Annotated in this window: 23 protein-coding genes; 14 read left to right on the top strand and 9 right to left on the bottom strand. The window is 67.2% G+C overall.

Translation table 11 applies throughout. The features are described from left to right. Nucleotides 1–164: 164 nt before the first annotated feature. The gene (locus tag ABZ942_RS41100; protein ID WP_357391685.1) at nucleotides 165–881 is read right to left on the bottom strand and encodes an SDR family NAD(P)-dependent oxidoreductase; all 717 of its coding nucleotides are present in this window, start codon (nucleotides 879–881) and stop codon (nucleotides 165–167) included. A gap of 188 nt (nucleotides 882–1,069) precedes the next feature. Here ABZ942_RS41100 and ABZ942_RS41095 point away from each other — a divergent pair, with 188 nt between their 5' ends. The 8 genes from ABZ942_RS41095 to ABZ942_RS41060 all read left to right on the top strand — a co-directional run bounded on the left by ABZ942_RS41095 (nucleotide 1,070) and on the right by ABZ942_RS41060 (nucleotide 7,413). Continuing rightward, nucleotides 1,070–2,098 carry an AsnC family transcriptional regulator gene (locus ABZ942_RS41095; RefSeq protein WP_357391684.1) on the top strand — a complete coding sequence of 343 codons (1,029 nt, stop codon included), beginning with the start codon at nucleotides 1,070–1,072 and terminating at the stop codon, nucleotides 2,096–2,098. A 75-nt stretch (nucleotides 2,099–2,173) separates the two neighbouring features. Further along, complete coding sequence (locus tag ABZ942_RS41090; RefSeq protein ID WP_357391683.1) at nucleotides 2,174–2,341, top strand: hypothetical protein; 168 nt, start codon at nucleotides 2,174–2,176, stop codon at nucleotides 2,339–2,341. A 280-nt stretch (nucleotides 2,342–2,621) separates the two neighbouring features. After that, nucleotides 2,622–3,035 (top strand): hypothetical protein, encoded by a 414-nt coding sequence (locus ABZ942_RS41085; RefSeq protein ID WP_357391682.1) that lies wholly within the window; start codon nucleotides 2,622–2,624, stop codon nucleotides 3,033–3,035. Further along, a complete protein-coding gene (locus ABZ942_RS41080) occupies nucleotides 3,025–4,158 on the top strand; it encodes an acyl-CoA dehydrogenase family protein (RefSeq protein WP_357391681.1) in 1,134 nt (377 codons plus the stop codon). Before ABZ942_RS41085 ends, ABZ942_RS41080 begins: the two co-directional genes overlap by 11 nt. A 720-nt stretch (nucleotides 4,159–4,878) precedes the next feature. Further along, nucleotides 4,879–5,046: a hypothetical protein gene (locus tag ABZ942_RS41075; protein ID WP_357391680.1), complete on the top strand. Its 168-nt coding sequence runs from the start codon at nucleotides 4,879–4,881 to the stop codon at nucleotides 5,044–5,046. Between the two features lie 75 nt (nucleotides 5,047–5,121). Further along, on the top strand, nucleotides 5,122–5,295 hold the full coding sequence (locus ABZ942_RS41070) for a hypothetical protein (protein WP_357391679.1): 174 nt from the start codon (nucleotides 5,122–5,124) through the stop codon (nucleotides 5,293–5,295). 230 nt (nucleotides 5,296–5,525) lie between these two features. Then, nucleotides 5,526–6,017 carry a DUF6299 family protein gene (locus tag ABZ942_RS41065; protein WP_357391678.1) on the top strand — a complete coding sequence of 164 codons (492 nt, stop codon included), beginning with the start codon at nucleotides 5,526–5,528 and terminating at the stop codon, nucleotides 6,015–6,017. A 553-nt stretch (nucleotides 6,018–6,570) separates the two neighbouring features. Next, nucleotides 6,571–7,413 (top strand): NmrA family NAD(P)-binding protein, encoded by an 843-nt coding sequence (locus ABZ942_RS41060; RefSeq protein WP_357391677.1) that lies wholly within the window; start codon nucleotides 6,571–6,573, stop codon nucleotides 7,411–7,413. 86 nt (nucleotides 7,414–7,499) lie between these two features. Here ABZ942_RS41060 and ABZ942_RS41055 read toward each other — a convergent pair whose 3' ends face one another. The 4 genes from ABZ942_RS41055 to ABZ942_RS41040 form a co-directional block, all read right to left on the bottom strand. Continuing rightward, entirely contained in the window at nucleotides 7,500–7,916 is a 417-nt protein-coding gene (locus ABZ942_RS41055) for a hypothetical protein (RefSeq protein ID WP_357391676.1), read from the bottom strand. Between the two features lie 192 nt (nucleotides 7,917–8,108). Next, nucleotides 8,109–8,555: a hypothetical protein gene (locus ABZ942_RS41050; RefSeq protein WP_357391675.1), complete on the bottom strand. Its 447-nt coding sequence runs from the start codon at nucleotides 8,553–8,555 to the stop codon at nucleotides 8,109–8,111. Nucleotides 8,556–9,015: 460 nt separating this feature from the next. Beyond that, nucleotides 9,016–10,281, bottom strand: coding sequence for an MFS transporter (locus tag ABZ942_RS41045; protein WP_357391674.1), 1,266 nt, complete (start codon nucleotides 10,279–10,281; stop codon nucleotides 9,016–9,018). Then, nucleotides 10,278–11,228, bottom strand: a complete 951-nt coding sequence (locus tag ABZ942_RS41040) for a hypothetical protein (protein WP_357391673.1) — start codon at nucleotides 11,226–11,228, stop codon at nucleotides 10,278–10,280. Before ABZ942_RS41040 ends, ABZ942_RS41045 begins: the two co-directional genes overlap by 4 nt. Nucleotides 11,229–11,375: 147 nt before the next feature. On the opposite strand from ABZ942_RS41040, the gene sbnB reads away from it, so the two are divergent. The 6 genes from sbnB (at nucleotide 11,376) to ABZ942_RS41010 (ending at nucleotide 16,275) form a co-directional block, all read left to right on the top strand. After that, nucleotides 11,376–12,374, top strand: coding sequence for a 2,3-diaminopropionate biosynthesis protein SbnB (gene sbnB / locus ABZ942_RS41035; protein ID WP_357391672.1), 999 nt, complete (start codon nucleotides 11,376–11,378; stop codon nucleotides 12,372–12,374). A gap of 204 nt (nucleotides 12,375–12,578) precedes the next feature. Further along, nucleotides 12,579–12,986 carry a hypothetical protein gene (locus tag ABZ942_RS41030; protein WP_357391671.1) on the top strand — a complete coding sequence of 136 codons (408 nt, stop codon included), beginning with the start codon at nucleotides 12,579–12,581 and terminating at the stop codon, nucleotides 12,984–12,986. Then, nucleotides 12,983–14,260, top strand: coding sequence for a sensor domain-containing protein (locus ABZ942_RS41025; protein WP_357391670.1), 1,278 nt, complete (start codon nucleotides 12,983–12,985; stop codon nucleotides 14,258–14,260). The genes ABZ942_RS41030 and ABZ942_RS41025 overlap by 4 nt, the downstream gene beginning before the upstream one ends. Then, nucleotides 14,251–14,925, top strand: coding sequence for a response regulator transcription factor (locus ABZ942_RS41020; RefSeq protein WP_357391669.1), 675 nt, complete (start codon nucleotides 14,251–14,253; stop codon nucleotides 14,923–14,925). Before ABZ942_RS41025 ends, ABZ942_RS41020 begins: the two co-directional genes overlap by 10 nt. Next, complete coding sequence (locus ABZ942_RS41015) at nucleotides 14,922–15,671, top strand: DUF4097 family beta strand repeat-containing protein (protein WP_357391668.1); 750 nt, start codon at nucleotides 14,922–14,924, stop codon at nucleotides 15,669–15,671. Before ABZ942_RS41020 ends, ABZ942_RS41015 begins: the two co-directional genes overlap by 4 nt. Before the next feature lie 79 nt (nucleotides 15,672–15,750). Beyond that, on the top strand, nucleotides 15,751–16,275 hold the full coding sequence (locus tag ABZ942_RS41010; protein WP_357391667.1) for a tyrosine-type recombinase/integrase: 525 nt from the start codon (nucleotides 15,751–15,753) through the stop codon (nucleotides 16,273–16,275). Between the two features lie 28 nt (nucleotides 16,276–16,303). On the opposite strand, the gene ABZ942_RS41005 is transcribed toward ABZ942_RS41010, so the two are convergent. From ABZ942_RS41005 to ABZ942_RS40990, 4 genes are all read right to left on the bottom strand, one after another. After that, entirely contained in the window at nucleotides 16,304–18,766 is a 2,463-nt protein-coding gene (locus ABZ942_RS41005; RefSeq protein WP_357391666.1) for an FtsX-like permease family protein, read from the bottom strand. Then, nucleotides 18,763–19,476, bottom strand: coding sequence for an ABC transporter ATP-binding protein (locus tag ABZ942_RS41000; RefSeq protein WP_357391665.1), 714 nt, complete (start codon nucleotides 19,474–19,476; stop codon nucleotides 18,763–18,765). The genes ABZ942_RS41005 and ABZ942_RS41000 overlap by 4 nt, the downstream gene beginning before the upstream one ends. A gap of 102 nt (nucleotides 19,477–19,578) precedes the next feature. Beyond that, nucleotides 19,579–20,316: a DUF4097 family beta strand repeat-containing protein gene (locus tag ABZ942_RS40995; protein WP_357391664.1), complete on the bottom strand. Its 738-nt coding sequence runs from the start codon at nucleotides 20,314–20,316 to the stop codon at nucleotides 19,579–19,581. A 137-nt stretch (nucleotides 20,317–20,453) separates the two neighbouring features. Next, nucleotides 20,454–21,659, bottom strand: coding sequence for a Zn-dependent hydrolase (locus tag ABZ942_RS40990; protein ID WP_357391663.1), 1,206 nt, complete (start codon nucleotides 21,657–21,659; stop codon nucleotides 20,454–20,456). Nucleotides 21,660–21,661: the final 2 nt, after the last annotated feature.

Raw genomic sequence — 21,661 nt, 5'->3', positions numbered from 1 at the left:
AAATGGTTGGCACAGAACCTTCCAACGCCCGCAAATGCCGATTACAGGATGTCAACTTGATGCGACCGGAGGGCGGTCTGGCAGCCTCTCGGCCAGGCTCAGATGGGAAGTTCTCGAGCCAGCACCTCCCCGGGCGGAGGTCATAAGCGGCATCGTCGTTATCCTCACCAGGGCACTGTCCGACCCGAGCGGTCCAGATACGCCAGACCAGGCGTGCCCGATTTGGCCAGCAGGACGTCCACCAGCAGCGGGACGCTTTCCGCAACGGTGAACGGCGCGTCCGGCCCGCCGAGCGCGGTGCTGATCCAACCAGGCGCCAAGAGGATGAAGCCGCGCTGCGTCTCGGCCTGCCGGACCGCGAAACCGCGCATGAACATGTTCAATGCCGCCTTGCTCCCCCGGTAGACCTCGCGGCCTGCGGTCGTGTTGTTCGTGATGCTGCCCTGACCGGACGACATCGCTCCGATGAGGCCGGTGGGAGACACCAGGTCTTCGAGCGCCTCGATGACCCGCATAGGACTGAGAGCGTTGGTGATCATCACCTCGACGAAATCGTCTGTTGCCACCTCGCCGATGGGCATCTGCTCGCTGTTCGTGGTGCCTGCATTGACGAAGAGCACGTCGAGCGGGCGGCCCGCCAGACGCTTGTGCAGGGGCGCAAGGTGGTTGGGCTCGTTGATGTCGAGGAGCTCGACGCTGACGCGCCCCTTGGCCCGGTCGGCGAGATCGTCCAAGGGCGTGCGCACAGACGTGTCGCGAACTGTGCCGATGACGTTCCAGCCGCGGCCGAGGAATTCAGCCGCCATCGCGTGGCCGAGACCGCGCGAGGCTCCGACGAGCAGGGCGGTCGGCGTGTGGCGCCCTGTGACAGTTGATGACATGCGCGTCATCTCCGTTCTCTACTTCGCGAGCTCACCGCGTACGTCCCTAACCCGAGACCGTCTCGAGCGGCATGCAGTACAGCTCTGCTGTGGCCTTCATCGGTACGAGACGAGTCTGCTCGTCGAGTTGTCGCAGGCGCGATTCAGACACGAACATTTGTAGGATTCTCGCTATGACAGGTGCATCAATGTCTGAATCCTTCGCAGTACGGCCTGATGATGTGCGAATCATTCGGGCGCTGCAGATTGCCCCGAGAGCCTCCTTCGCCTCGATAGCCGGCGCGCTCGGTCTCACCGAAGGCACCGTCACCCGCCGGTATCGGCGCCTGCGCACCGACGGCGTCATCCGCGTCGCCGGCGTGGTCAACCCGGGAGCGTTGGGACAGAGCAGATGGCTGGTACGAATACGCTGTCGGCCCGGCAGCGCCGCTGCGATCGCGGGCGCACTCGCCAAGCGAAATGATGTCAACTGGGTAGCCTTGGGCGCGGCGGGCTGCGAAATCACGTGCGCGACTCAGTCTCGGAGTGAAGCACAGCGGGAAGATCTACTCGGGCAAAAGCTTCCGCGTACCGCGGCGGTGCTCGACATCAACGCCTTCGCTATGCTTCGCCAGTTCATGGGAGGTCGCGGTCACTACTGGGCCGCACTCCACGGCGTGCTGACCCCGGAGCAGGAAGCCATGCTCGGGAGCGACGGCCCCCCATTCACGGAGTCGCCGGTCGTCACCGACACCTCCGTATATCTCACCGCCGAAGACGAGAAAGTTCTCGGCACGCTCGCCACGGATGGTCGAGCCAGTCTCGTCGACCTCGCCACCGCGGCGGACTCCACACCAGGCCGCGTATCTCGCCGCCTCGACGTCCTGCTCCTGAAACGCGTCATCCACCTCGACGTCGAGATCGCCCCCGCAGCTTTGGGCTACCACGCGCGGGCAAATCTGTGGCTACGGGTGCATCCGTCGGAGGTGAAGAACGTTGGACGCGCGCTGGCACGAGAACCCGAGATCGCCTTCGCCGCCGCCATCTCCGGGCCCTACAACATCCATGCCGTCGCCCACTGCCGAGACCTCGACGAACTGTTCGAATTCACCTCCGATCGCATCGGGTCACTGCCCGGCCTCCAGAGCATGGAAATCTCACCTGTCCAACGGCACGTCAAGCAGGCGGGTACGTTGCTATCCGGCGATCGTCTCGCCGAGCCACCGACTCGCGCGTGACGCAAGGCAGGACCGCTTCAGCCGCGAGGACCGAGCCTGACACCCGAGATCCGACGGGTAGACGGGCTGATCGAGATGGCGGTCCAGCTGATCGTCGGCGCACCGCTGCTCGTGGCACGGAGGCTCGGGCTGGTCAGTTCGCGCGTCGACGTCTATCGGGAGCAGGAAAACCACTTGGCCTCGCTCACGGTGCTCCGCGTACCGGGTTACCGGCGTTGGTCGGTCGCCCAGATCCGTTGGTAGACAAGGGTTCCCAACGCACGCAAATGCCGACTATGTGACGTTGGGCGGGCGGGCCTCTCTGGCTGTGCAGCATCGCGTCGTTCGGCTGGCCGACATCGCAGCTGAGGATCTATCGACTGCCCCAGCCATCCAGTCGGCGGAGTTATTTGGCCGACTGGCCGGTTTCGCCGGTCGTCGCCGCGGTCTATGTTCGAACCGTGCTAGCGATCGTGGCCAGTCGGTATCGCCGACGCAGCGAACCGTGTTCTCGGTTCTTCTTCTCGCCGAATGGAACTCGGTCGTGACCACAGCAACCACTGCGCGCTCGAGCACCTTGTCTCGGCGGTGGGATCGCTTCGGCCGCGGACTGATGGCCCTCAACTCCGCAGCCGCCTTCGCGGTGTTCATCAACGGCTGCTTCCTGATGGCGGACGTGAGCGAGGACCGCCTGCTGGTGGAGGGCTGGCGAACCTTCGGATACCTGGTGTTCAGCGTGATGTGGGCGATGCTCGCCTACCGGCCGCGTCGGGTTCCCGCGATCTGGGAAGTGGTGATCTTCCACAAAGTGGCGGTAGCGGTACTCGCCTTGACCATCCTGGACACCACCGAGGGTATGCAGTCCGCGATCACCGACTCCATCGTCGCCGCACTCACGATATTCGCCTATGTTGCTTGTCGTGGGTGGGAATCGTGGAAGGTCATCAATGGAGAGTGAGAAGTCCGGCGCCTGCCTATCGTTGCTCGATGATGCCCGTAGTGCGGCAAAGGAATTGGCGGTCGAAGCCGCCGCGACCGAGCGGGATCGCAGGGTCACCGCGGCGAGCGCCGCGGCAGCTCGGCGCGCGGGGGCGTTCGCCTTGGGCGTGCGCCGATCCGAGGGTGGACTCGAGGCCGACCTCACCACCAGGGTCGGGTTCCTCGGTGAGCTCGGGCGGGGCTGCCCGTCAACGGCGTGGATCGCGGCCACGACCTACGAAGCGAAACGGCTGTTGCAGATCGGGGTGTCGGACAAGGCGTATGCCGACGCGTTCGACGACGTCGACAGCGTGGTGTGTTCCTCGGCGCGGCCGGGGCAGGCCGTGCGTGAGCCCGGCGGACTACGCATCTCCGGTCGGTGGCCCTACGCCTCGGGCTGCGAACTGGCCGAGTGGGCGATGCTTTCGGTGCTACTGCCTGGCGACGCTGCGCCGCAGCCTGCCGCGGTATTCGCCCGTACCCGGGACCTGGTCGTCGACCGAGACTGGCATATGGCGGGACTGGGCGGCACCGGAAGTCACACCCTCGTCGGCCATGATGTGTGGATCCCGGACTCCCACGAACTCGACTTGCCCCGGATCGCTGCCGCACTGTCCAATATCGCGATCGCGGTGGGCCTGTTCGCACCGCTGTGGGGTGCGGCGCGCGGCGCCCTCGACGTGGTGGCCGCTGTCCTCGCGGCACGGTCGTCACCGAATCCTGCCCACGCCACGCTGGCCGACTCGCCCGGGGCTCGGCGCAACTTCGCCGTCGCCGCACACAAAATCGATACCGCCCAGCGCCGCATGCTCGGAATCGCCGCCGCCGTCGACGCCACGCTGCCCGGCGAGGCGCTCACGGCCGAGGAACGTGCGCGGCTGCGGATGGATCTGATCACCGCGGTACGTGAGTGCCGCAGCGCACTCGAGGACCTGTTGGACCTGCACGGCTCCAGCGGTCTGGACAACGCCAACCCACTGCAACGGTACTGGCGAGACTTCGCGGTGGGATCGCGCCACGTCCAATTCACCTCACACGTCGTCGAGGAGGACTACGGCGTCCTGCTGCTAGGAGTAGACGACGCACCCTCCGCGATGCTTTAAACCCTGTCGGCCGCGGCCGAAGTGCCGATAAGACCCCGCATATCGCGCGGCCAGCCGAACGTCCGCACATGCCGTTGCGACACGAAGTCACACGATGCGAGTGAACTCGCAGATAGGAGGGCCGAACGTGGTTTCGGCTGTGTGAGTTTCGGGTGCGTGCTCGATGCCCGGCCCCGCTCTGACGTGCGTTGCTGGTAACGGCAGGGTGCGAAGCTTAGGAACGCCGAAGGGTCTCCGTTCCATCCGGAGGCCACGGGCCAGGGGCAGGCCGGACGGGTGAATCGCGTGAACCTTCGTTGATGTCTCGTAAAGCGGACCCTGTCGATGGATAGCAGTTGGCAGAGGGAAGGGACTGGCCGTTGAAATGTGGCAGGCGCCGGTCGAGGGCGGCACTCGATCGGGAGAGCACCGCCGTCCCCGGGATATAGGAGGCACCCTCCCCGGCCGAATCTCGCGCGTGTGAAACGTGGTAACCCCGACGGGGTCCAGGCATCGAAAGTTGGTGTCGGGTAGGCCGACTGTGAGGAAAGCTGAACTCCCCCGAGCGGGATTGGGATGGCCCGAGAAGCGAATGCCGGTGGCCGAAAGGCAACGGGAAACCGCCACGGTAGTCATCGGCCCCTCCGCTGGTGCGTGGTGGATAACCGGCCGGATACCGGCCCCTGTGTCCGGACTCGAAAGGGTGCTGACGCGGGCCAGGTGAGCCTGTGAAGGAAGAGGGTGGCCAAGACGCTGGAACCGACGGACAAGTTAGACGCCGAGTACTCGGTGAACGGACCAGAGGGCAACGTCTTCGATTGCGCCGCTGCAGGATTGGCGGACAGTCAGGACGCGTACGGCGACGTACGGCACCTGACCTCCACGGGCTTGGTTGAGCCGGATGCATAGCAATGTGCACGTCCGGTTCTGAGGGGGGCCGGGCGCAGTAATGCGCCCGGCCTACCCGGCCTGCGCGCTCGTTCTGTGGTGCAGAGCCGTTGTTCGGCAGTCGATCTCGCGAGCGTTGATATCGAACACTGGCGAGCCAAGCTGTACGAGGATCACCGCACCCCTGAAGGGCCAGACTGCGTCACGCTGCTCGACCTCGAGGGCAACGAGTTCTGTGTCGAGCGCAGCGCCGTCGAGCGCGGGTTCTAGACGAGTAAGTCTTATGGGATACCCCGATGCGTGCGTGTCAGGCGTCGAGCCCGCCGGGTGCTGGGCACTTTCACCCGGCATCGAATCGCGCCCGGCCACGATCCACGGCTGGAGTAATAGGCGATCTGTACCGTGACAGTACTTTTTGGGGATCGTGCGCGGGCGCTGTGCGACTTAGGCTTGCCGGGTCATTTCCTTCGAAACCCCTTCCGCCACAAGAAGAGAGTCGTGTGATCGTCGAATATCTCTGGACTGCCGAACGGCGGACCACCACGCCTAGGAATCGGATCATCGAACTGGCTCTCGCCACGGCGGTGGGGTTCGCCGGCCCGGCCATGCTGGCGGGCCCGGCCATGGCGGCCCCGTCCCCCAGTATCACCGCCGACGCCATCCAGCACCTCAACGCCGACGGCACTGTGCGGATCACCGGCACCTACACCTGCACCGGCGGTCAGGGCAAAGTTCTCGGGAGCAGCACGTTTAGTCAAGGGGATGGCGACAACAGGACCCTTAGCACCTTCAGCTACACGGATAAGCGGCCGGGGCTGTTGACCTGCGATGGCACCGCGCACCAGTACACCATCGACCAACCGGCGCCCCAGTCTGACCCATTCCAGCCCGGTCCCGCCAAAATCCTCATCCTCTGGAACTTGTACACCTCCGACGGGAACGACAGCAGCGGGTTCGAACTCGACGACGCCCCCGTCACCCTGCAGCGCTGACCGTTCCGCGGACCCGATGGCACCGTGGGTATCCGACAGGGGAACCTGCCGGGATGCTACCCGGCCGCAAGTCGACGCAAGTGCGCTCTCATCAGCGTAAGACGTTGTACGCCGACCGACCTCTGACTTCAGTCATGACGAGTGAGCGCTCATGCCGCGGAGCGCGCGTTGGTCAGCCGTCCAGAAATTATTGGCTCACAGAGCCTTCCAACGCGCGCACATGCCGATGCGCGTGCGTTCGACCGGCCCTGATCAAGCGGTCGGCCGAGCGCTCGGAGCACGTCCGGATAGGAGCTGGATCGCCTGATCGAAACCGCTGCCTATCGAGCACGATCCCACCTGATCGACCTGTTCAGCAGCTGGGCCAGGTGGGTCAACATCCATCCGATATGCTGCGGGGCGTGCGTTGGTCAAATGTCCAGAATTGTTGGCTGACAGCACTTCTCAGTGCGCGCTCACGGCCGATGTGCGGATAACCGCAACTTGTGGCGTCTACTTTGACCTCGAGCGCAGTTGAGCTTCTAGCGTCGTCGACGACGATAGGAGTTCGACAATGACAACACTGGTTACTGGCGCTACCGGTAACACCGGCAGGCACGTGGTGAGAGAGTTGATGCGCCGAGGAGAGCGGGTTCGGGCTCTGACGCGGAATCCTGCTGCGGCCGTGGGGCTTTTCCCGCCGGGGGTGGAGTTGGTGGCGGGTACGCACACCGCTCCGGAGACGCTGGATCCTGCCCTCGAGGGGGTCAGCCGATTGCATATCACCGTGACGTCGGGGCTCGCCGAAGTCGGCCCCGAGCTGGTGCGGCGGGCGGTCGAGGCGGGCGTGCGGCGCATCACCGTGGTGTGGGGTGGTGCGGTCGGGCCGGTCGAGCAAGCCGTGGCGGATTCCGGTGTGGAGTGGACGCGTCTGGAACCGCAAGAATTCATGTCGAACACACTGAACTGGATCGACACCGTGCGGGCCGAGGGCATCGTGCGTGAACCATACGACTTCCCCAGTGCGCTGGTGCACGAGGCCGACATCGCGGCCGTGGCGGCGGTGGCACTGCTCGACAACGGCCATGCGGGACGTGCTTACAACCTCACCGGACCGCAGTCGCTCACGCCGCGGGAGCGGATCGCGATCCTGTCGCGAGCTGTCGGGCGCGATATCGCCTTTGTCCCGATCACGCATGAGCAAGCCGTCGACCGGCTGATAGCCACTGGTGTACCCCGAGCAGATGCCGAATACGTGATCGACTGGTACTCCACATCCGACGATGCCGCCACGACTGTCGTCGACACCGTCGACCAGATAACCGGTCGTCCAGCAAGGACTTTCACCCAATGGGCCGACGAGCACGCGGAACGCTTTCAGGAGCCTGCGGTCACCGACCGTCTGACGACCCCCTGACGACCGCAAAGTTCGCCCGCCGTCGCGACAACCGGCAGTACCACTGATCACGCTGTCCTGGAAGGACATCCGTGGCCTTTACTGGGTCAATAGTTACAGCGGACTCCCGGCTTTCCGGTCTTGCCGGAGCGCAGCAACTCGTGCTCCGTAACGCAGTTGTGGCAGTCGCCGTCGAAATCGACGGTGCCGTCCGACTGGACGATGTACATCGAATTATCGATGAGGCCATGACCTTTGGAGTCGACGACCGCGGCATCGGGATGGCGTTCGCGGATGTATGCACCGCAGTACACACCGGCCGCCAGCGCTACCTTGCTGAGTGTCGGCCCTGTGCCGGTGGCGCTTTCGTCTTCGTCGCTTTGCTCTTCACCAGGCTGATGTACAACCTGAACATGCGCCAGGGCAGGCACCGCGCCTCCCACGTGGGCATGAGCTGGGGCGACGACGCCTCCTACTGTGCCCATGGCCACGATCGCGGCAACAGCCAGCAACGCTTCGTTCACTCGCATATGACGCTGCACAACGACCTCCCACTACCGGGACAAGGACTTGGAGCAAATCGCCCAGAGACTACAACGGATTCAGCCGCCTATCCCGCACCACGCCGCCACGGACCTGTCACCACAGGCACCCGGCACACGACTCGAGGGCGCTCCGAACCGAGTCACCGGAACGCACGGCCCTCGGCTACTTCCTCAGCCGGCGTAGAACTCGGCGGCGGGCATCACCTGGTGTGGCATATCCGTCGTCGTGGTGATGCTGACGCGGCCGACTCCGGTGAAGAAGGTGGCCCGGCTGATGGCGCCGCTGTTCGCGGGCAGGGCGAAACCCCAACCGCCACTGAGCGGAACGTCCACGGAGCCGGAGTCTCCGGTGTCGAGGTTGGTCCAGTGTGCGGTGACGGTCACCGTGCAGGGGGTGTAGACGAAGGCGCGGTGCTGGAAGCCGTACCAAACGCCGACGGTGCCCAGCGGACCGAGATCGGGGCGGCTCTGCGCGTTGCCGTTGATCTCGGTAGGGATGGGAAAGTCGCGGCAAGCGGTGGGAGTGTTCGCCAGCTGAGCGCCGTAGGGTCCGGCCGCGCTCGCGGTTGTGCCGGACGAAAGCAGTGCCGCGGCGACGCACGCTCCGATGATCGGCATCCGAACGAGCATATTGCGGTGTCGCATGGTGTCTCCTGAGAATTGATGGGGAAACGCATTCGATCTGCGTGCCGCAGTATTCAGGTCTCCGCTCGGAGTCGCGGATCGCACATCCCGATGGGAACGTCACGAACCCAGAAACATTGCGTCACGCGTCGGGACGGTACACCGACCCGAGGCACGCCCACAGAATTGCGGGCACGGATACAGCAACTCGCTCGACGGTCCCTCGCCGTGCTGGATGAGCCACCGCATCAACGTCTTTGCCGCATCGGCGCGCCCGCGACGGCGGTAGCGACCACCACCATCGAGCATGCTAGGGCGACATTATCGTGCGTTGGCCTGCTCGGTCTGTCGGTCGTTCGCCAGCGCGACGTTGAGAAGTGCTGCCGGCCAACCAAATTGGACGGCCGACCAGCGCCCCAAGCGGCCAGATACCGCGCGTTCGATCTGATGCCGTTCAGTTGGGTAGGGGTTCGGGTTGGGCGAGGGCGTCGTCATGCAGCGTGGGGCTGACGACGGCGATCAACGCCAGCAGGCCCATGGCCGCGGCGATGGTCAGAGCTGTGGTCCGGGTGCCGAAGCTGCTCAGCAGCAGGCCGCCGACGAACGCGCCTGCGGACGCCGTGCCGGACGAGACGAGCGCGAAGACGCTGCTGACCCGTCCCTGCAGCCCGCCGGGGGTCGCGCCCAGCTGGCGTACCCCGACCACCACGTTCATCAGCGCGCCGGCGAAACCCATTCCGGCCATGAGTAATCCGAGCGCGAGGGGCTGGCTGGTTAAGGCTACGGGCGTCATCAGCGCCGTCCAGACGATGAGCGCGCCGGCGATCACGGTGAACAGCCGCACCCGTCCGACCACCCTGGCCCCGGCCAACGCCCCGGCTATGCCGCCGAGCCCACCCACCAATCCGATGAGACCGACGGACAACGCCGAGCCGCCGTGTTCCTTGACGGTGAGCGAAAGGGTCAGTACGAGAACCTGAAAGAGCAGGTTGCTCGCGGCGATGAGCCCGAAGGCAGCCCGCAGGAACCGCTGCCGCCACACCCACCGCATGCCTTCGAGCACCTCGGTCCGGACATTGCGGGCGGATGCGGTCCGCGGTCCCTGCAGATCCTTGCGGATGAACAGCAACGTGACGAGAGCCAGCAGATGCGCCATGGCGGTGAAACCGAACGGCACCCAGGAGCCGAGGGTGAAAAGGCCGCTCCCCGTGGGCTGGCCGAGCAACCCGGCCGCCTGGCCGCGCGCCTCGTTCTGCCCCATGGCCTGGGGCAGTTGGTCGTTGGGCACGATATGGCTGATGGCGGCCCGCTCGCCGAGCCGGTAGCAGAGCGCCGCCGATCCATCGACGAACGCCGCCACCATCAGCACGGGCAACCACAGGTTGCCCGAAGCCAGCATCGCCACCACCACGGCCATGGCCAGCAACCCGGCGAGGTCACTGCCGATCAGCAGCCGCCGCCGATCCCAGCGGTCGACCAGCGCGCCGGCCGGCAGTTGCACCACCAATTGCGGTAGCAGGGCGGCGAATCCGACCAGACCCGCGCCCATCGGGCTGTTCCCGTACCACAGCATGAGCAGCGGGTAGGCGACCACGCTCGCGCGCAGACCGAGCATCGAGACGCCGGCGCCGGTCCACAGCAGCAGGAAGTCCCGATTACGACGCAGCGGAACCGTCTCGGCGCGCACACCTCCCGGTGCGGACTCGTCGAGCAGACTCATAGGTGCCCGCCGGCGGCCGCGACGACGCCGACCCGGCACCACTCCAATACCGCCATCGCGCTGTGCATCTTGTTCTCGGCCTGGTCGAAGGCGATGCTGCGCGGACCGTCCAGCACCTCCGCCGTCACCTCCTCACCCCGATGGGCAGGCAGGTCGTGCAGGAAGACGGCCTTGGGACTGTCCTGCCACAGTGCCTCGGTGACCTGGAACGGCGCGAAGATCCGGCGCCAGTCGGGATCGGGCTTGCTGGTGCCGGTGGTCTGCCACCGCGTGGTGTAGATGGCGTCCACATCCGCGGGGAGGTCGGTCATATCGTGCCGCTCGCGCAGCATCGATCCGTGTGCCGCGGCCCAGGTCTCGGCTCGGCGCCGGATATCCGCGGTGAGTCCGTAGCCCGGCGGCGTGCGCAGTTCCAGTTCGGTGCCGGGGAAGCGGGTCAGCCCGAGGGCGAGTGCGGCGGCGGTGTTGTTGCCCTCGCCGACGTAGAGCACGCGCAGCCCCGACAGCTGGCCGAAATGCCGCAGCAGCGTGGTGAGATCGGTCAATCCCTGGGTGGGGTGCTCGTCTTCGCTCATCGCGTTCACCACCGACATGCGGTCCTGGGCCGCCCAGACGCGCAGCTCGGCGGGATCGCCCGCGGTCCGAGCCACCAGTGTGTCGAGCATGCGGGACAGCACCCGGCCGGTGTCCTCGCTCGTCTCTCCGGTGTTGATCTGCAGATCGGCGCCGTTGTACGCGATGATCTGCGCGCCGAGTCGCAGCGCGCCCGCGGAGAAGGCGGTCCTGGTCCGGGTCGAGGTCTTGCGGAAGTAGATGCCGGTCACCGTTTCCGCTAGCGGTCGGCCGGAAGTCGGTGCGCCCGAAGCGAACTCGGCACCGCGAGTCACCAGGGACTGCAGGTCGACATCGGTGAGGTCATCGAGAGAAATGAGATGGCGGATGGCCACAGCGTGCTCCTTTCCAACCTCCAGCGTCGGCGACGGGTCTATCGGTTTTCTATTTAGAGACGCCGTATAGCCGCCGGGGCCAGGGTCGACCGGAACCGGGCCGTGGATCGTCCGGTCGCGACCGGCTATCGAGAGGAACGAACAGGCATGCTGATCCTTCGGCGATCCGACGTGGTGGAGACCCTGCGAGACCAGGAATTGGCGATCATCGACGTTGTCGCCGAGGCGTATCGGCTACACGACGCGGGCAGCACGACACTGCCGCATTCGACGTTCCTGCGCTTCCCGGAGGAGCGTCACCGGCGTGACCGCATCATCGGCCTGCCCGCCTATCGCGGCGGCGCCGCGCCGATCGCCGGGATGAAATGGATCGCTTCCTTCCCCGGCAATGTCACGGCCGGCCTGGAGCGGGCCACCGCAACCGTCGTCCTCAACTCGGTCGAGAACGGCCGCCCGACCGCGTTTCTCGAGGGCTCGGTCATCTCCGCCAAGCGCACCGCGGCCAGCGCCGCCCTGGCCGCGCGCCTGCTCGTCGGCCTGGACACGCCCACCGGCGTGACGCTCGTCGGCTGCGGCGTGATCAACCTCGAGATCCTGCGCTTTCTCGCGGCCGCCCTGCCCGGCTTGGCCGAGGCCACGCTCTACGACCAGGATCCGGCGCGCGCCGAGGCGTTCGCGCGGACCAGCGCCGAGGCCGTGCCCGGCGTGCGGACGGTGCTGGCGAGCACCCTCGACCAGGCCCTCGCCGCCCACCCGCTGCTGTCGCTGGCGACCACCGCGGCCGAACCGCACCTGGACCTGTCGCCCTGTCCCCCGGGCAGCACGGTCCTGCACGTCTCGCTGCGCGACCTGACCGTGCAGACGATCCTCGACGCCGTCAACATCGTGGACGACACCGATCACGTCTGTCGTGAGCGGACCTCGCTACACCTCACCGAACAGCACACGGGTAACCGGGATTTCGTGACCGCGCAGATCGGGGCGCTGCTGCGCGGCACGGCACAGCTGCGGCGCGAGCCGGAGCGGCACGTGGTCTACTCCCCCTTCGGGCTCGGCGTGCTCGACATCGCACTCGCGGAATTCGTGCGGGCGCGAGCGGAGCGCGACGGGCGGGGCACCCGGGTGCACGACTTCCTCGCGTCGTGACGCCGGCCGGGTGAAACCTGTTGTGCCGGAGGGAAAACCCTACCTCGGATTGGTCGGTATCCTTGGCTGACCGGTCCGTCGCCGATCGCCAGACTGGAAGACATGCTGAGTTGGCCAGAACATCGTCCCCTCGTGACCCGGCCGCGGCGGGCTGCGCAGTCCCCGGGCCACCGATGGGCGGTGCTGTGCGCAGGAGGCGTTACGGTGCTTCTTATTCCATGGTGCGTCATCCTCTTCGCCACCCTGCCGCAGACCGTGCGGGTGGGGAACTGGCCGCTGCTCTGGCTCGGTCTCGACGCCGCGGAGGCCCTCTGCGCGGCGGTGACCCTGCTGTTGCTGCTGCGCCGCAGCACCGCGGCCGCGCTGAGCGCCTCGGTCGGCGCCGGGCTGTTCTTCGCTGACGGCGTGTTCGACATCGGAAGCTCACTGTCCGCCGGTGGATTCACCGCGTCGCTGCTGATGGCGGTGTGCCTGGAATTCCCGGTCGGTATCGCCGCACTGTGGTTCGCCGCGCGGGCACTGCGGGAGCGGACACTGCCGTCGGACAGTGAGAGCGCCGACGACGTTTCGCGGCATCGATCGCGCGGGCGGGCCATGGAGAATCGCGCATGACGGCACCGTCCGTGCTCTCGATTCCGGTGCGCCTGCTGCGCCCGTGGCGGACGGCGGCGTTGTGGACGGCGTGCGCCCACGTGGCCGTCGACGGCGTGGTCGCCGTGCTCGGCGCGCTGGCGGTGACGTGGTTCGCGGTGGCACTCGTCCTGGTGCCGATCGGTCTCGGGATTCCGCTGGTGATCGCCGCCAGGTGGACGTTGTACGGGCTGGCGGCGTTCGAGCGCAACCGGTTCGCCGCCACCGGAGGCCGGGACATCCCGCCCGCGACGCCGCCGGATCTGTCCGGCCCGGTGATCCAGTCCGCCCGCCGCCTGATCACCGATCGCACGCTCTGGCGCCACATCGGCTACTTCGTCCTGCTGGTTCCGGTGTCGGCGGTGACCCTGGGCGGCCTGCTGATCGCCTGGTCGTTTCCGCTGGCACTGCTGCTGATGCAGGTGTACTGGGCGCGCAGGCCGGCGGGCGAGATCGTCGTCGGCCCGTTGGCGCTCGGCGGCGTCGGCGCGGCGATCGCGGTGACGGTGCTAACGCTGGCGCTCGGCGCGGTGCTGGTGCCCAGGGTGATGCGGCTGCTGCTGGCGCTGGACATCGCCCTCGCCGACGCGCTGCTGCTCCCGTCGCCGCACGCGGTACTCACCCAGCGCGTCGAGCATCTGCAGCGCACCAGGGCCGCGACCATCGAGGCGGCCGAGGCCGAGCGACGGCGCATCGAACGCGATCTGCACGACGGTGCCCAGCAGCGCCTGGTCGCTCTTTCGATCATGCTCGGCCGAATCAGCGCCCGCCTGAAGAAATCCGGCGACCTCGAGACCCGCGCCCTTGCCGAAGAGGCCAAAAGGAATGCGAACGAGGCGATTACGGAACTGCGCAATCTCACCCGCGGCCTGCACCCGCCGGTGCTGACCGATCGGGGTCTGGATGCCGCGCTGTCCGCGGTGGCCGCCCAGTGCCCCATCCCGGTCGAGGTCGACGTGCGCGTGACGCCGCGCCCGTCGATCACGGTGGAGAGCATCACCTACTTCGTGGTGACCGAGGCCCTGACCAACGTCGCCAAGCACTCTCGGGCCGAGCGGGCGCGGGTGGCGATCACCCGCACCGGCGACCGCCTCACCGCGACAATCACCGACGATGGTGTCGGCGGCGCCGATCCGGCGTGCGGCAGCGGGCTACGCGGCCTGACCGACCGCGTTGCCGGCGTCGACGGGCGGATCCGCATCGCCAGTCCCGCCGGTGGCCCTACGGTCATCGAAGTGGAGATGGCATGCGAGTGATGATCGCCGAGGATTCGGCGCTGCTGCGGGAAGGCATCGCGGCCCTGCTACGGGAGCAGGGCATCGAGGTGTGCGCCACCGTCGGCGATGCCGATGCCCTGCTGAGCGCCCTCGGTGACGACGAGCCCGACGTCTGCGTCGTCGACGTGCGGATGCCGCCGACCTTCGTGGACGAGGGCCTGCGCGCCGCCCTGACGATTCGCTCCAGCTGGCCCGGCGTGGGTGTGCTCGTGTTGTCCCAGTACGTCGAGGAGCGCTATGCGCTCGACCTCATCGGCGCCGACAAGTCCCGCGACGACCCCGATGCCGGCGGTGGTCTCGGATACCTGCTCAAGGACCGGGTGTCCGAGGTCGACGATTTCGTCGACGCCCTGGCCCGGGTCCATCGCGGTGAGACCGTCCTGGATCCCGAAGTGGTCAAACAGCTACTCGCCCGAAGCCGCCGGCAGGATCCGCTGGCTACCCTGTCGGCCAGGGAGCGTCAGGTGCTCGCGACGATGGCAGAGGGACGCTCCAATGCCGGAATCGGCGCCGAACTGTTCATCGGCGCGGCCGCCGTGGAGAAACACATCCGCAATATCTTCACGAAATTGAGCCTGCCCGCCGAGGACGGTGACAACCGCCGTGTCCTCGCCGTGCTGCAGTACCTGGGGGTCGCCGAATGACACCGCGGACCCGCCGCTGGTTCCTGGTCACCGGCCTGCTGGTGTTCGTACTCGTGGTCGCCAGCGGTCTGTCGTTGATCGTCGATCATGTGCTGCCGCGAAAACCGTTCTCCGCGACCGCCACCGTCGCCGCGGGCACCAGCCTTCGGGTGGCGGCCGACGCCGCCGACATCACCCTGCGCGCCGGGACAGACGAATCGGTACACGTCACCGCCACCGGCGACTACCCCTACACCGCCACACCGAACACGATGACGGCGTCCACCGCGGACTCCGTCACGACCGTGACCGGCGGCTGCCGGAGCGCCTGTTCGCTACATCTGGACATCACCCTGCCGGCAACGCTCACGGTTCAGGCCGAGGTCAAGTCGGGCAGCATCACCCTGGCCGATCTCACGGGCCCCCTCACCGCGCGTACGCAATCCGGCTCCATCGAGGTCGCGAACCCGGCGAGCCCGGTCGAATTGCACAGCGGCAGCGGACAGATCGTGGTGCACGGCAGCCGCTCGAACCGGCTGATCGCCAGCGCGGCCAGCGGCGAGGTCCGGGTCGGCTTCATCGCCGTCCCCACCGCGGTGACCATCACCACCGCCGCCGGTCACGTTGACCTGAACCTCCCGACCGCCGAGTACTACATCGACGCCACCAGCCGATCCGGTACCTCGACGATCGACGTACCCAACAACCGCTACGCCGGTAACACGATCAAGGTCAAAACCGAATCCGGTGGTATCGACATCCACTGACCAGACCTCGGCGCAAGGCCCAGTTGACTGCCGTAATTCTTTGCGGCAGTAGGTATTCCACCACGATAGGAGCTCTGTCATGGCCATGCTCGAACCGGACGACGCCAGCGGGATCCGCTTCCTCACCGACGAGGAAACCGACGCACTCCTGGCTGCCCCGGACGGATCGACCTGGATCGGCCGACGTGATCACACCCTGCTGCAGGTGGCGGTGCACACCGGGCTACGAGCATCGGAAATAGTCCGGCTCTGCCGCGCGGACGCGCACCTGGACACCGATCCGCACCTGTGCTGCCATGGTCAGGGCGGCGCCTACCGGGCCATCCCATTGACTCCGGAAACTGTTGCCGCACTGAGCATGTGGCTGGCCGAAGGCAACGACACCGAGCTGATCTTCTGCACTCGATCCGGCGGACCACTCAACCCAGCTGCCGTGGAGCAGGTGATCGCCAAGCACGCAGCCACCGCCGCACGCGCCAACCCGGCACTGCGGATCACCGACGTATCGTCATACACCCTGCGCCATACCGCCGCACGGTCGCTCCTGCACAACGGCGCCGCCCCGTCGGTGGTCCCGTTCCTGCTCGGATACGAGACCCCCTGACGGGGCGGCGCCGGGACGACGCGGAAGGCTACTCGCGCACCGCGATAGCCTCCACCGCGCGCGTCCGACAGAGCAGCCAGGCTGGAATCATGGTCGAAAGACAGGCTGCGGCAACGGTTCCCACGATCGTCACCAGATAGGTGGTGGCATCGATCGACGGGACGATCGAGCCGGTGATCCCCTTGCTGAACGCCGCGAGCGTGAGCAGGGTGACGAATGTTCCCACGATCACCGAGACCACGCCCACCGCACCGGCTTCCCACCCGAGCATGGCCATGATCTTGGCACGGCTCATGCCGATGAGGCGCAGTGCGGCCAGTTCCCGGCGGCGCTGGAAGGTCGCCATGGCAAAGGTATTCACGACGGCGATGCCGGTGAAGGCGATCACCAGCCCCACGACGAGCGCATTGAGGGCCTCGTTGTTGCGCGACTGAACCGGCGCCGGGGCGTTGTCGGTGATGCCGACCCCCGGGAACGCGGCCGTGGCCGCTTCGATCCGGGCGCGGTCGCCCCCCTTGATCAGAATGGCATTGTCCTGCAGCGTATCGACATGGGCCGCAAGCAGATCGCGGGGCAGAATCAGGTCGCCGAAACCGAGATTTCGACGGTAGAGAGCCACCACACGCAGGGTGGCCGCGGTGCCGTCGGCGAGGGTCAGCTTCAGTTCCGAGCCCACCTTGGTCTGTGCGCCGTCGGCGGCGTTGTCACTGACCGCGACCGTGTCGGCGGCCATCCCCGCCAGCGAGCCCGCGTAGATCTCCGGGTCGACCATGGTGCTGAGATCGGCCGGTGTCATGCCCTGCACGGAATATCGGCTTCCGTCCAAAAACGCGCTGCCGCCGACCATCTCGGTGACCGCGGCCACGCCGGGCTCCGATCGCAGCGTGGCGGCCAGGGCCGGTGGCACGCCGGCCTGCCCGGTGACGGTGTAGTCCGCGAGGATCCCGTCGCGGGCCTGCACCCCGGCCGCCCCGGCCAGCGTCGGCGCGAGGGACAACGCGGTGCACGTGACGGATACGGCCAGGATGAGTGGGGCGAATCCCGCTGCGAGACGGCGCGGTTCGAATCGTCCCGCAGCGGCGGCGAGGTATCCGCTGACGCGGGAGAACCTGGCGCCGGTCGAGGTCAGGACCACCGCGAGCCCGGCGAGCGGCACGGAGAGGAATCCGGCGGCGATCGCCGGGACCAGGATGCCGCCCATGCTGACGGGCAGCCCGGCCTTCTGGGTGTGCGCCAGCACCAGCGTGGTCAACACCCCGGCGAATCCGATGATCGCGACCACGCCGGCCACCTTTGCCCACCACGCCGTGCCCCGGCCCGACAGTGCCACCTCGCGCAGTCCCTCGACCGGATGCATCCGGCTGGTGCGCCATACCGCAACCACGGCGGCGCACCAGGCCGCAAGCAGGGTGGTCGCCACGGCGACGGCGGCGGGAATCGGACTGAGCGACAAGCGAAGTGTGGCCGGAATGATACCGGAGTCGACCAGCCATCCCTGGGAGAGCGCGGCCAGCGCCGTCCCGGCCACCGCCCCCGAAACCCCCGCTGCCAGGCCGAGCCCGATCGCCTCCCGGCCGATCATGGACCGAACCTGTCGGGGCGTCGCGCCGACGGCCCGCAGCAGTGCGATCTCCCGAAGCCGCTGCTGGGTGGCGAGGGTGAAGGTGCCGGCCACCACCACCAAGGCGATCCCCAGCGCGGTCCCACCCGCGGTGGCGCCCATGCTGATGAGTTTCACCCGGTAGCTCGAGGCGTCGGGAAATTCCTGGGTGCCGCGCCCGTCACCGACTTGGACGCTCGTGGGCGTATCCCGAAGCGCCTGCCGCACCGCGTCTTCGGCTGAGGCAGGCCAGACCCCGATCGCCGCGACCTGGCCCTGGTGGCCCGCCAGGCGCCGGGCCTCGGCGCTGGAGAAATAGAAAAGCCCCTGCCGCAACCCGTGATCGGTGATGCCGGTGACCGTATAGATACCGGGCCCGTCGCCGGCGATCACCTGGATCTTGTCGCCGACATTCAGGTTCTCCGCCGCCGCGGTCGCGGCATCCACGACGACGTCACCGGAGCCGGACGGGACGGCGCCGGTACCGAGACTCATCGGAGTCATTGCGGCCGAGTCCCATTCGTGCCCCGACGACTCCGGTCCTTCGACAACCTGCCCGTCCTTGACGAGATGTACCGGGAAGGTGAGTTCCGATACCACGCGCGTCACGCCTGGCACGGCGGCGAGGCGGGCGGGGACGGTGTCGCTCACCCAGGCCCGGTCCGGCAGGTCCTTGGTTCGATACCGGGGCGCGCCCTTGTGGTACTGCGTCCAATGCACCTGCTGATCGCCGGTGACCACGAGGGGCGACCCCGCATACCGCTCGGGTGCCATGGATCCGGCCAGACCGGTTGCCAGCAGCACCCCGCACAATGCGACCAGGGCGGCGGCGAAGAACAGGGCAACCAGCGCCGCCTTCCGATGCCGAACGGTAGTCCAGAACCGGGTCACGACACCCGCTCCAGCTCGGTCATTCGCTTTGCGACGCGATCGGCGGTCGGTGCGGTGATGATGTCGGCCACCTGTCCGTCGGCGAGAAAGACCACGGAGTCGGCGAAGGACGCGGCCACGGGATCGTGGGTCACCATGATCACCGTCTGCGCCCATTCGTCTACCGCTCGACGGAGCAGCTCCAGTACTCGCCGGGCGTTGCTGGTGTCGAGCGCACCGGTCGGCTCGTCGCCGAAGATCACCTGCGGGCGGGTGATGAGCGCGCGGGCGAGGGCCACCCGCTGCTGCTGACCGCCGGACAGCGCGGCAGGCAGGCGGCCCGCCTGATCGCCGAGACCCACCAGTGCCAGCGCCTGCTCCACCCGGTTGCGCTCCGCTTTGATTCCCGCCAGGCGCAACGGCAATGCCACGTTCTGCGCCGCCGTGAGCGACGCGATGAGGTTGAAGGACTGGAAGACGAAACCGATCTGTTCCCGGCGCAGCACGGTCAGCTCGGTCTCCGACATCGCGGTCAGCTCGTGCGCGCCGAGGTGGACCGTGCCCGCCGACGGCTTGTCCAAGCCTGCCGCACAGTGCAATAGCGTGCTCTTCCCCGAGCCGGACGGACCCATCACCACCGTCATCGCCTGCCTCGGCAGGTCGAGTGTCACACCGCGCAGCGCGGACACCGCTCCGCCGCCCGCGCCGTACACTCGCTCGAGTCGGTTCAACCGAACAGCGGGACCACCTGCATGGCCGACGCTATCCGGCGCGCCAACGGATTTCGGAACCGATCGCATGCGCGATCCACCCTTCTCCACAGTCGGAACAATTCAGGACGTTGTGAGATCGATGTCGCCGGAACCCGAGGCGACCGTCAGTGTGTCCGCCGCACCGGCGACGTCGGGGATTCGGTTGTGGATCGATCCGCTGTCGGTATGCGCATCGATCCGATAGGGGTGAGCGGGCACGGTGACGGAGATATGGCCCGACCTGCTGTGCGCGGTCAGCTTGTTCGGCGCGGCCGACAGCTCGATGCCGATATCGCCCGATCTGGTGGTCGCCGCGACGGCGGGCGCGACATCGCTCAGGGACACACTGCCGGAACCGCTCTCCACGTCCACCGGGCCCGCGATCTTCCTGATCGTGGCCGATCCGGAACCACCCCGATAGGTGACCTCGCCGACGCCCTCGACGTCCACCGAACCGGAACCGCCGAAGACGCTGATTTTTGTCGCGGCCGGGACGGTCACCGTGTAATCGATCCTGCAGTTGTCGCATTCCGCGCTGAGCACCAGCGTGCCGTTCGCCTGGCCCGGCACAGCCGAGGGGGCGTGCGATCGGTAGGCGATCTCCCGGTGAACCTGTACGGCATTGCCCGGCGTCACCCGTACCGATCCGCTGCCGTTGTGGATCTCGAGCACCGCCGGATTGCCTGCCACCGACGTATCGTCCGAGGTGTGATTGGGGGCCGGTCCCAGGTCGGAGCATGCCGTCACGCCGAGCGGCACCGCCATCGAGCAGACCACCACTCGGAGAATCGCCGACGATGTTTTCGCCGAAAGCCTCATAACCCCCCTCTCCCTGTTTTTGTCGGCAACGTACAAGCCGCTGTGCGGGTCACCATATCCGGCGATGGCGGGTCCAGAACAGTCATGTTTTCCCTACCTACCGCAAATATCTTCGCGGAGAAGGCTTTTCGGATCGGTCAGCGCGGTCGGCTGTGGACACCGGGTGTCGTTTGGGGCACCAGCTCGGCGCCCCGCGGCGACGAGGCGCTCGCATGCACGGCGAGGACGCACTGCAGCAGGGCCTGTGCTCCCTGCACCAGCAGCGGTTCGGGGGTGTATTCGTCCGGGGCGTGGCTGATACCGCCGGTGCTCGGCACGAAAACCATTGCTGTCGGCACGTAGCGGCTGAGCACGCTGGCGTCGTGTCCGGCGTAGCTGAGCAGCCTGCCGACAGCGGGAGCGACCGTTCGCAGCGACATCTCCACCGTGTGGCACAGCGCGGGATCGAAACGAGCGACCGGCTTGTAGGAGATCTGTTCCACTGTGCCGGAACAGTTCTCGGCCTCGGCACTGCGCTGGACCAGCTGTTCCAACCGACGGCGCACCGTCCGCAGCGCTTGTTCCGTACCGGCCCGGAACTCGACGACGAATTCGGCCCGGCCCGGGATCACATTGGGTGCGCCGGGCTCGAACTCGATGAAACCGAGGTTGGCGACCATGTCGGGGTCCAGGGCGGTGACCAGGTCGATGATCTGGGCCGCCGCCTTGACCGCTGCTTGCCCCGCGTCGGCCCGTCCCAGCATGGGAGTGGTCCCGCCGTGGTTGGCGACACCCTGCATGGTCACGGAATAGCGTGCCACACCGACGATTCCGCTCACCGCGGCGAGCTCGAGCTCCGCGGCTTCCATCCGGGGCCCCTGCTCGATATGTAGTTCCAGGTAGCCCGCGATGCTCTCGATATGGCCGCCCGCGCACAAGGCGGTGGAGCCCACCAGTCCCCCCGTCGAGGTGGCCTGTGCCCCTTCCTCATCCCAGAAACTCACGATCTCCAGCATGTCCGCCGCCGGGTGGTCGGCCTCATGGAGCACGCGAAGCACCTCGAGTGCCGCGATGACGCCATAGGCGCCGTCCAGGTAGCCCCCGCCGGGCACCGTGTCGGTGTGCGAGCCGACCAGCAACCAGGGGCCTCGGCTGTCGCCGCGGCGGCCGAAGACATTACCGGTGTCGTCGGCCCAGCTGGACAGGCCGCATGCTTCGATGCGCTCCCTGATCCAGGCTCGGGACGCGAGGTCGGCGGCGGAACCGGCGACGCGGTCGATCCCGCCGTCCTGCCGCCGTCCGAAGGTGGCGAGTTCAGCCAGGTCCAGCAGGAATCTCCGGCTCGAAATATGTAGTGGTGTCATGT

The sequence above is a fragment of the Nocardia sp. NPDC046473 genome, from assembly GCF_040645995.1.
GTDB lineage: Bacteria > Actinomycetota > Actinomycetes > Mycobacteriales > Mycobacteriaceae > Nocardia.
Note: the sequence above shows the minus strand (reverse complement) of the source record. Positions and strands in the feature narration are given on the sequence as shown.